We start from the raw sequence: 8,883 nt of genomic DNA on the forward strand, positions 1-8,883 counted from the left end.
GGCTCCTCGATCGTGCCGAGGAGACCCTACGTTCGACGATGGAGGTGGGCCAAAATTCGCCATCACTGCTGGGCCAAAATTCAGTAGCAAAGCCATGGTCGCCACCGCCAGCGACCCGCCCGTCATCACGCCTAGGGTCGCGTCCGCCAGCGCCTCAACGCGCTTGGCGTGCAGATCGTGATCGTAAAGCGCGCCGATGAAACCCCGAACGTCCGAAAGCCGCTTACGCGGAATACCCACCCTAACCATGCCCATGACCCATCTGATAACACTAGGCGGTATTACAGAAGCGGCCCGAATCGAGCCTATAGCAAGGTCACATCAAAATGAGGGGATTCGTGAGTGCCGTGCTGGCACGGAAGCTTTGGCGTTGAAGTTCTGGCGCCGCATTTCAGCTCACCGTTACCGGCACGCGGTGCCAAGCGGCGCTGAGATAGCCCTTGAAATTCCAGGTGTCGTCGGGCCGCACCGGCTGCGTCTGCCCGGCGGAATCCCACGCCCGCACCGCAAGCTCGTGCTCGCCAGCCGGCAGATCCAGCTCCGCCTGCCAGAATACCCAGCTCCAGGGCGCATCAGAATCCGGCTCCAGTTCAGCCTGACTCCAGTTTCGCCCGTCATTAATCGAGACATCCACCCGCACCACCCGCCGTTCCGTCGCGATGGCATAGCCGCGCGCCATGGTCTTGCCGGCCTTCAGCGTCGCATGCGCAGCCGGTTCGCAGATTGCACTGTTTAGGGGCATATCGTTGATCGTCATGCCTTTCGACCAGTCCACGGTGTCTTTTGTTATGTGCGGGGGGACCAGCCGGTAGTCCCGCTGCTGTATATGGTTATCCGAAGGCATATCTTGCACTGAGATCGAGGCGAGCCATTTCGGGCTGCGCACGCCTGCATAGCCTGGCGTGATGACACGCAGCGGGAAACCATGTTCCGGCAGCAAGGCGTCGCCATTCATCTCGAAGGCCAGCAATACATCGGAGGATAATGCCTTGGCCATCGGAAGCGAGGCGCCGAAGCGAAATTGTTCGCCCTCGATATCGATATCATCGAGGGCCGCGAAGGCGACATGCAGGGTCCGCGTTTCATCGGCACCGGCGGCGCGCAGCACATCGGCAAACGCCACGCCGCCCCATTCGGCATTGCCGATAGCGCCAGGTGCCCAAGGATCGCCAGAAACCGGCTTGACCTGCTGCATATCGGCACGCCGGTTACCGGCGCATTGCAGCACGGCGGTCACCTGCCGTTTGGAAAATCGCGTGCGCAATTCGTCCATCGAAAGATCGAGCGGCGTCGTCACCATGCCGGTCACCGAAAGCCTATGGCGCGCCGGATCCAGCTTCGGAATATTTCCATGGCTCCGCACGTAAAAGAATTTCTGCGGGGTGATGAAATTCTCCCGCAAGTGAGCCAGAGGCGGCTCAGCATTCAGCGGGTCCTTGGAGTGAACAATCAAGTCCGGTTTTGTTTGAAACATAGAAAGCATTTCAACTCCTTTCAACTCCTTTCAAATACGCCACGTCGCGCCAGAGCATTTGTCGTTCAACGAGACGATTTAAGGCCTTTTGCGCGGCTAAGTCATCATGAAAGGCCATGCCGGTTTGATGAAAGAATTCCGCCGCTCATGCGGTAAGGGCACTTGCGGCGGCTCTTCAAGAATCCATGCTTACCGCTATATCGACGCCGTAGCCATCTGCCTCGGTCTGGCTTTCTCATCATCGGGATTATCGAATGCCGGTGGCAGGCCGCCCTTCGGCTTGGGATCCTCGACATATTGGAACGGCTCAGTATTCCATGGCCCGCGCTTGTCCTCGCCCTGCGAGAGGTTGAAGACGACGTTCACGGTATCATCAGGGGGGATCGTGCCGAAGAACGGATCGGTCAGCTTACCCATGGAATCCAGTGCCTTCATGAACATCTGCGCATGAGTGATCTCCCTGGTCAGCAGATGCACCAGCGCATCGCGCGTACCCTGGTCATCGCATTGATGGATCAGGGCCTCATAGGTCTGCCGGGCGCCGGCCTCCGCGGCGATATCCGCGCGCAGGTCGCGGACGACGTTGCCGCCTTCGTTGATATATGAGGCTGTCCACGCGGAGCCCTGGCTATCGACAAAATGCGGACCCATTCCCTTGATGGCAAAAAGTGGAACATCGTGAAACTTGTGATGCTCCTTCTGGCTGGTATGCTGCACAATCAGCTTTCCGACCATCTCAAGATGGCTGAACTCCTCCATGGCGATATCTTGCAGCATGTCTCGGATGCCCGCATCCTCAACATGAAAAGACTGCACCCAGTACTGCAGAGCGGCGGTCAGCTCGCCAGTGGCACCGCCAAATTGTTCCAGAAGAAACTGGCCGAATTTCGGGTTGGGCGTCCCTACCTTGACTTCGCGAATAAGCTCCTTACGATGGAAGAACATTCGGACTCCTTTTCGATGGAATAATCTCTGGAGCAAAACTTTGGCTGTTCCAGCATCTGTAGTGGTCAAAAGATTGGCTGATACCGCTGTCGTTCAAGCCGGATGAGTTATTCTTTATTTTTATTTAAATTCTGCTTTGCATCAAATGCGGAGGCATTTCGACTTCCGCATGGCCCGTTTCTTGTTGGCTATTTAGCCCGGCCAACCCGCCCCGGTAGCGCACCTGGTGATGGATGGCCGTCCATCGCCAGCAAAGAATATTTGGCATCTCCGCGCGCTGCACGGCACCATCCAGCAAGACGATCTTAATCTGCTCCTTTGACCGCCAACACCGTAGGACCTCCGGCACTGTTATGCAGTTGAAGATCCATCAGCCGCCTCATCCAATGCCTGCACCGAGGCGTTCTGATTGATGATGGTGCCATAGACACTGCTACCGTTGGAGCCGTGAGCCGAGACAGGACCCGCAACTTTATGCAAATCGCTGCCGCCGTCTGGCCCGGCACCGCCGAAACACGGAACGACAATAGAAAAACCTTGTTGGAGCGTTCCGCGCCGGCACCTCGTGGATACAATTATGATGTGTCGCGCTTCAGATGCTGAGGTCCCGTCGCGAGGTGTGTGGAGATTCGGGGTGGCGTAATCTCCGGGTGAGTTCAACCACCAGACTCGGCGTTCGAGCGCCGATGGAGATCACACCTCCGGCAGCTTTCCATCGGCTGCGCCGATGAAACCTTTGCTGCCTCCGCCATGGACAAGCATAGCACAGCGAGGCCGGAAGCCAGCCTGTTTGACGGGGCTGACTGGTTCGATCCGATCGAGACCGGCATTCGGGACCGGGTGCGCGGGTTCATTGAAGAATTGCTTGAGGAAGAGCTGACCGCGGCTCTTGGCCGAGGCCGATACCGGCGCGAGGAGACGGGCTCAGCCGGCTACCGGCAGGGCAGCAGGAAGAGGACGTTGATAGGATCGTTTGGCCCGGTTGATCTCACGGTGCCACGGGGGCGGATACCAACTGCGGCGGATGACGGGAAGACCGAGGAATGGCGCAGCGCTGTTCTGCCGCGCTACGCCCGGATGACCCGGCAGGGCGGAGGCGCTGATTGCGGCGACCTACCTCTCCGGCACCAACACGCGGCGGGTCAAGCGCGCGCTCGGCGCCTTGTTCAAAGGGGCGGTAGGCAAGGACGTGGTCAGCCGAACTTGGCGGAAGGTGAAGGTGGATTGGGAAGCCTGGAACCGGCGCAGTCTGGCCGAGGAGGATATCGTCCGGCTGATCCTGGACGGAACCGTGGTGAAGGTTCGGATCGACCGCAAGGCAACCAGCATCTCGCTGCTGGTCGTGCTCGGCATCCGCCGCGACGGCCAGAAGGTTCTGCTTGCCGTGAAGAACATGGGAGGCGAGAGCGAAGCGGCCTGGCGGGTTGTGCTCGACGACCTGATCGCGCGCGGCCTGCAGACCCCTGACTTCCTGCTCATCGATGGCGGCGCTGGTCTCGAACGCGCGCTCGCAGCACTTTAGGGGAGCAGCAAAGGTTCCATGTGCAAAGCACATGGAAAGCTGCGGAGGCCGGAAGTGCCGGCGCAGCGCTGTACAGTTCACAAGCATCGGAATCTACTGGCGCATGCGCCGGATGCCCTGCATGAGGAGGTCACCGCCGATTATCACGATATGATCTACGCCGAGACCGCCGTGGAGGTGGCGCGGCGCCGGCGTCTGTTCCTGGCGAAATGGCGGCTGAAATGCCCAGCCGTGGCGTCCAGCCTGGAAGAAGCCGGTGATCGCCTGTTCACCTTCACCAGCCTGCCGGTCAGCCAATGGAAATCCGCGCGGACGACGAATGCGATCGAACGGCTGCACGAGGAATTCAAGCGGCGGATCAAAACCCAGACCGTGCAGCCATCAGCCGAGACCGCGGCAATGCTGTTCGGGTCCTTGCTGGCTTCTGGCCAGATCACCATGCGCAAAGTCGACGGCTGGCAGAGCCTCGGGGAGCCTTCTTCCTCAATGCTACTTGATATCGCCGCCTGACACAGCCATCCTCACCAAGCCGGGGATGCCATTCAGGCAATTGCAACACATCTCGCGACACGACCGATGCTGAAATGATGGCGGGACTAAACCGCTAGGGCTGGTGCGGGCGGTCGGGGTCGAACCGACACTCTGTTGCCAGAACCGGATTTTGAATCCGGCGCGTCTACCAATTCCACCACGCCCGCAGGTGGCCGCCGATACCGCGCTTCTCGCTCTGCACCTATACTGCACCTAGCCCGAAAGTCGAGAACCTACCTCAAAAAATCTATTTGTCGTAACACGCTGAAATGAAACAGTTTTCAACACATCGTGATAGTGATAAAAATGGTAGACAAACCTCTTTTTGAGTGGCGCGTGAGGCGATCTGTTTTGTGTCATCGAACGGCTGGGACGCCTATGGCGCCGCGGTGTTCGGCTTTCAGGTCGCCTGGTGCAATCGCGCCGATCAACCGGTGGAGCGGCTGCCGGGGCAGCCGGCCATCGTGGTCAGGACCCTGTCCGAACTCGCTTTCCTATGGGCGCCCGGCCGATAACCGCGTCAATCGATCATGCTCTGAAGCTCGGATAACACAGCGACGAGATCGATTGTGCGGGACGACGTGATCTCGAGCGCCCGATCCTCGAGCGCCTCGCCATCCGGATGCGCCCGTTGCCAGGCGTGGATCGCCGCATCCCGCTCGATCAGCAGGCTGGCGATATCGTCCGCGAACAACGTGAACAAGGCGCTGATGCATCGGCTGGCCGGCGCCTGATCGGTCAAGTGGTAGGTTTTTGCGAACCCCATGGCCTGTCGCGCTGCTATGAAATCATCGCCGGTGACCCAGCGATTGGTCGTGAACAGGTGGGTTGGGCGACCGAACCGATCGAGTGCGATGGCTATGAGATGATGGATCGGAGCGTCGTCACGGCGCCCTTCCGGCCGCACGAAGGTGTGGATATGCCCGATCTCCGCCCAGTCGGCGCCGCCCTGGCGGTGCTCCTCTGGTGCATGCGCATGGAAATAGTACTGCGCACCCGTCGCCGGATCGAAGACATCTTCCGACGGGTAATGTTCGAACGCGACGAAAGGCGCGCTACTCAGCAACTCTCCGACCAGGTTGGAACCGCGGTCCTCGATCGAGCGCATAGCCGCGACCAGTGAAACGCCGGCCGCAAGACGTCTCTGGTCCAGGTCGATCTGCATTGCACTACTATTTTCCGGAGCAGGTGGCGGAGTTGGATGATGTTGTCCTCTTTCCCGACATCGCAGCGTGATTCGTTTGAGCACCGCCTGTCTTGCTGCTAGATTTCGAGCTCATGGTCTTGCCGTTGCAGCGACTGCCGCTGGTGGCTGCCTGGGCCGGTAAGGCGGTGACCAGCCCGGCAACGGCAACGGCGGAGCCCAGCGTGAGCGATATCTTGGTGATGCGGTTCGGCGACGTGGGATTGGTCATGGCGTATCCTTTCTGAATTAAGCCCTGAGCGATCGACGTGATCGCGTGCGGCCAAGACCCGGCCGATCAACGATCCCGTCACCGGATTATACGCATCGGCCGGCGGTTTGGTTACCCGCGCGGCGCCGCGTTTTTTTGGGTCAATACGGACGGGAGACCATCGACACCACCTTGACTATAATGGATTATCGAGCCACCGGTTCAGGGGGGGACAATGGCGGAGGAAGACGCCCATTGGCGTTTGTGGCTGGCGGCGGCGCAGCAAGGTGATCGCCGAGCTTATGCCGCGTTGTTGTCCGCCGCTCTACCGTGGCTGCGCCGTCGCGCGCGGGCACGATGGCCGCAATCGAATGCCGCGGATATCGAGGATATCGTGCAGGAGACCCTGCTGGCCCTGCACCGCAGTCTGCATCTCTATGAACCGCCCCGCCCGGTAGCCCCATTTTTGTTTGGCATCATGAAACTGCGCGGGGCCGATGTTCGCCGCCAGCGCCACCGGCACGCGGCGCACGAAACAGTTTTAGATGATCTTCCTGTAACCTCTTCAGCCCTGACTGCGTATCCACAGCTGGAGGCAACTATTGACCGTGCGACGATGCGCGCTGCGGTCAGGCGTTTGTCGCCCCGCGACAGAGAGGTTCTCGATATGCTGAAATTGCAGGAAATGAGTTTGCATCAAGCGTCGGCAGCGTCGGGTTTGAGCGTCACAGCCCTGAAAGTCAGAACGTTTCGGGCCATCCACCGACTTCGCCGCGTCATGGGAGTGGGCGATGCGGAATGAAAGCCTGATCGATGCGTTAACCAACGATCTGGCCCCGGTTCGCCGCGCGCGTTCGCCAGGACGAACCACCGCCCTCTGGCTCGCGATCACGCTGCCGGCACTTGCACTGGTCACGCTGGTGATGGGACCACGCCCGGCGCTGGGATCGCTGCTGCTTCGGTCGGGTTTCGCGTTGGACGAAGCTCTGGCGGCGCTGACGGCCATCGCCTCGGCCTATGCCGCGTTCTGCGCGGGCCGGCCTGATCAGCCGGGGTGGAAACTTGTATTCCCGGTTGGAATGATGCTGATTTGGCTAGGTGCGCTCGGCCGGCAATGCCTTCTGCTGACAGCAGCCACGCAGGGGGATGCACTGCGTCTCCACGCAGATGTCATGTGTATTCCTGCGATTGCGATGGCCGGAATCGTGCCGGCGATCGGCATGGTTCTTCTCCTCCGCCGCACGCCCCTGTTCCGTACCACCGCTGCCTCCCTATGCGGCGCCATGGCCGCTGCCGCGGCGGCCGAGTTTTCACTCCGGCTATTTCACGGCGCGGCCAGTTTCGCGACCCTGCTGGTCTGGCAGATGGGTAGTGTTGCCCTGTCCACCCTCGCGGGTAGCGCGGTTAGTCGCGTCATTCTGGTGCAGCTTCGTCGGGGTCAGACCGCGATCAACGCCTTATCCTGAGAGCAGCGGTGCGCGCAGATTTCGAACGCGGCAATGGAGACGGCCGGTCCCCCCAAGGTGTCCACCCATGCTTGCACCGCGTCACCAGTCACGACCCTACCGGCAGCGACATCGGCCATGGCTTCGAGGGTAAGTGTACTCTTCATCTCATCGGCGTCGATCCAAGCGGCCAGAGCCTGCTTGAAGATCCAGCCGCGCGACCGCTCCATCCGGCTCGCCAATTCATCCACCTTCACGGCAAGTGGCAGTGGCACGTGCGCGGTGAGAACTCTGGTCTCCATCTGCCCCTCCCGCTTGAATAATATTCAATCTTAGTGATTAAGATAACAAGCGTCTGCCGAATCGGCATGCGCAAAATCGATCGTTTTCGGGCACCCGGAAAATAGATGCCCAATAATTAGCCATGTAGAGTTTTGAGCGGCAATAAATATTGGCCATCGGTTTTGAGCACATTTTCGTCGTCAACCCCAGCAAACAAAAGTGACGGAGGTTTCCCTTTGGGGTAACTTTGATCGAACACGACCCAAGCGTGATGGTGTTGAGCGGCGTTTGTTTTATCACCATTATCAAACCATTGAATTCTTTTTGTTAACGCTACAACCGCGCAAAACCGCGCGGTGGACATCAGATCAGCAGCCCGCTTTCCGGCAATCCATTGTAGCCGCACCAAAAGAGCAAGCTGACCATCGGTGGTTTCCGAAAGAGCGAGAGCGTGGCGGACAAAATCTAACATTGCGAGAGATGATTTTTCTTGGCCGGTGTGTGAACCGGTATCGCCGTAAGGGGGATTGGTGATAATGGTCCGACAACCGCTTGGTACGGCCTTGCAGTTCATAAAATCAATGCCTGCTGTCCCAAAGCCACGATCCACGATATCTGTAGAGACTACTTCGTGGCCATGCTTTGTCAAAACGGTCGACATTGCCCCCGTACCACAGCAGGGTTCCCAAATCGGACCCCGAAACTTAATGTGACGCAGTAATGCCTCAGTGACCCATGTCGGTGTTGCATAAAAATCCCGGTCTTTACGATTATATCCAGAGTTATGTATCGCACGCCGTGATGTAGTTTCTAGAATTACTTGATCCTGTCCAGATACTTCCTGTACGACTTGATTTTTTAGTTTCATCCATCTACCTCATGCATCAGACTTTAACTCCCTAATGACTCTGTAGAAATGCTGTTGATTTTCGTTGGGAGGCAGGCCGACTGTTATCCGACGCCTAGCCCGCATTATGCATGAAGGTCGGCGAGCATAGCGTAAACCGTTGATTCGTTGTAAGTATTTGTTGTTGAGACAAAACTTCACCACGACGGAACACCATGCTCGCCTCGGTTGCAAATACTCCAATTCTCCCTGGTCTGTCACCTGTCGCCGGCAAGTCGATCGAGGCCCGGTTCGACGGCGATCTGCTCTCCTCCGACGGGGGGTTGCTGGGGTTACGCGCCATCGAGCAACGGCTCGGCATCGCAAGTCGTTTGGCCGCATGCATCGATGATCCTCGTGCGCCTGGGCGTGTGATCCATGGGCTCGACGAAATCATCCGGTTT

10 protein-coding genes, 1 tRNA gene and 1 pseudogene are annotated in these 8,883 nt (G+C 58.8%); 5 read left to right on the forward strand and 7 right to left on the reverse strand.

From position 1 onward, the window contains the following. Positions 1-391: 391 nt before the first annotated feature. Entirely contained in the window at positions 392-1,483 is a 1,092-nt protein-coding gene (locus tag BW994_RS18205) for a molybdopterin-dependent oxidoreductase (protein WP_029314136.1), read from the reverse strand. A 186-nt stretch (positions 1,484-1,669) separates the two neighbouring features. Beyond that, positions 1,670-2,419, reverse strand: a complete 750-nt coding sequence (locus BW994_RS18210) for a manganese catalase family protein (protein WP_035231679.1) — start codon at positions 2,417-2,419, stop codon at positions 1,670-1,672. Positions 2,420-3,169: 750 nt separating this feature from the next. On the opposite strand from BW994_RS18210, the pseudogene BW994_RS18215 reads away from it, so the two are divergent. Next, positions 3,170-4,451 (forward strand): annotated as a pseudogene (locus BW994_RS18215) (transposase). Positions 4,452-4,552: 101 nt separating this feature from the next. On the opposite strand, the gene BW994_RS18220 reads toward BW994_RS18215, so the two are convergent. After that, a tRNA-Leu gene (locus tag BW994_RS18220) sits at positions 4,553-4,639 on the reverse strand. Between the two features lie 162 nt (positions 4,640-4,801). On the opposite strand from BW994_RS18220, the gene BW994_RS18225 reads away from it, so the two are divergent. After that, positions 4,802-4,987, forward strand: a complete 186-nt coding sequence (locus BW994_RS18225) for an HAD family hydrolase (protein ID WP_029314132.1) — start codon at positions 4,802-4,804, stop codon at positions 4,985-4,987. A 5-nt stretch (positions 4,988-4,992) separates the two neighbouring features. On the opposite strand, the gene BW994_RS18230 is transcribed toward BW994_RS18225, so the two are convergent. Together BW994_RS18230 and BW994_RS19460 are read right to left on the reverse strand one after the other, a co-directional pair. Beyond that, positions 4,993-5,637: a DUF6969 family protein gene (locus BW994_RS18230; protein ID WP_051657652.1), complete on the reverse strand. Its 645-nt coding sequence runs from the start codon at positions 5,635-5,637 to the stop codon at positions 4,993-4,995. Between the two features lie 7 nt (positions 5,638-5,644). Further along, complete coding sequence (locus tag BW994_RS19460; protein WP_139334219.1) at positions 5,645-5,887, reverse strand: hypothetical protein; 243 nt, start codon at positions 5,885-5,887, stop codon at positions 5,645-5,647. Positions 5,888-6,101: 214 nt separating this feature from the next. Between BW994_RS19460 and BW994_RS18235 the strand changes: the two genes are divergently transcribed. Further along, a complete protein-coding gene (locus BW994_RS18235) occupies positions 6,102-6,668 on the forward strand; it encodes an RNA polymerase sigma factor (protein WP_076454834.1) in 567 nt (188 codons plus the stop codon). Beyond that, positions 6,658-7,332, forward strand: coding sequence for an NrsF family protein (locus tag BW994_RS18240; protein ID WP_051657651.1), 675 nt, complete (start codon positions 6,658-6,660; stop codon positions 7,330-7,332). The genes BW994_RS18235 and BW994_RS18240 overlap by 11 nt, the downstream gene beginning before the upstream one ends. Here the strand turns inward: BW994_RS18240 and BW994_RS18245 are convergent. Next, positions 7,305-7,613 carry a CopG family ribbon-helix-helix protein gene (locus BW994_RS18245; protein ID WP_139334220.1) on the reverse strand — a complete coding sequence of 103 codons (309 nt, stop codon included), beginning with the start codon at positions 7,611-7,613 and terminating at the stop codon, positions 7,305-7,307. The two genes, BW994_RS18240 and BW994_RS18245, sit on opposite strands and share 28 nt — an antisense overlap. Positions 7,614-7,729: 116 nt before the next feature. Beyond that, entirely contained in the window at positions 7,730-8,461 is a 732-nt protein-coding gene (locus BW994_RS19465) for a hypothetical protein (protein WP_139334221.1), read from the reverse strand. A 194-nt stretch (positions 8,462-8,655) separates the two neighbouring features. On the opposite strand from BW994_RS19465, the gene BW994_RS18250 reads away from it, so the two are divergent. Beyond that, positions 8,656-8,883: transposase (locus tag BW994_RS18250; RefSeq protein ID WP_175612147.1), on the forward strand; the 228-nt coding region annotated here is incomplete at its 3' end.

This window comes from Acidiphilium rubrum (genome assembly GCF_900156265.1).
Lineage (GTDB): Bacteria > Pseudomonadota > Alphaproteobacteria > Acetobacterales > Acetobacteraceae > Acidiphilium > Acidiphilium rubrum.

Excerpts from the sequence above, each read along its gene's own strand:
- BW994_RS18230 (WP_051657652.1), bottom strand. The coding sequence starts at position 5,637 with ATGCAGATCGACCTGGACCAGAGACGTCTTGCGGCCGGCGTTTCACTG.
- BW994_RS18235 (WP_076454834.1), top strand. The coding sequence starts at position 6,102 with ATGGCGGAGGAAGACGCCCATTGGCGTTTGTGGCTGGCGGCGGCGCAG.
- BW994_RS18210 (WP_035231679.1), bottom strand. The coding sequence starts at position 2,419 with ATGTTCTTCCATCGTAAGGAGCTTATTCGCGAAGTCAAGGTAGGGACG.
- BW994_RS18245 (WP_139334220.1), bottom strand. The coding sequence starts at position 7,613 with ATGGAGACCAGAGTTCTCACCGCGCACGTGCCACTGCCACTTGCCGTG.
- BW994_RS18205 (WP_029314136.1), bottom strand. The coding sequence starts at position 1,483 with ATGCTTTCTATGTTTCAAACAAAACCGGACTTGATTGTTCACTCCAAG.
- BW994_RS19465 (WP_139334221.1), bottom strand. The coding sequence starts at position 8,461 with ATGAAACTAAAAAATCAAGTCGTACAGGAAGTATCTGGACAGGATCAA.
- BW994_RS18240 (WP_051657651.1), top strand. The coding sequence starts at position 6,658 with ATGCGGAATGAAAGCCTGATCGATGCGTTAACCAACGATCTGGCCCCG.
- BW994_RS19460 (WP_139334219.1), bottom strand. The coding sequence starts at position 5,887 with ATGACCAATCCCACGTCGCCGAACCGCATCACCAAGATATCGCTCACG.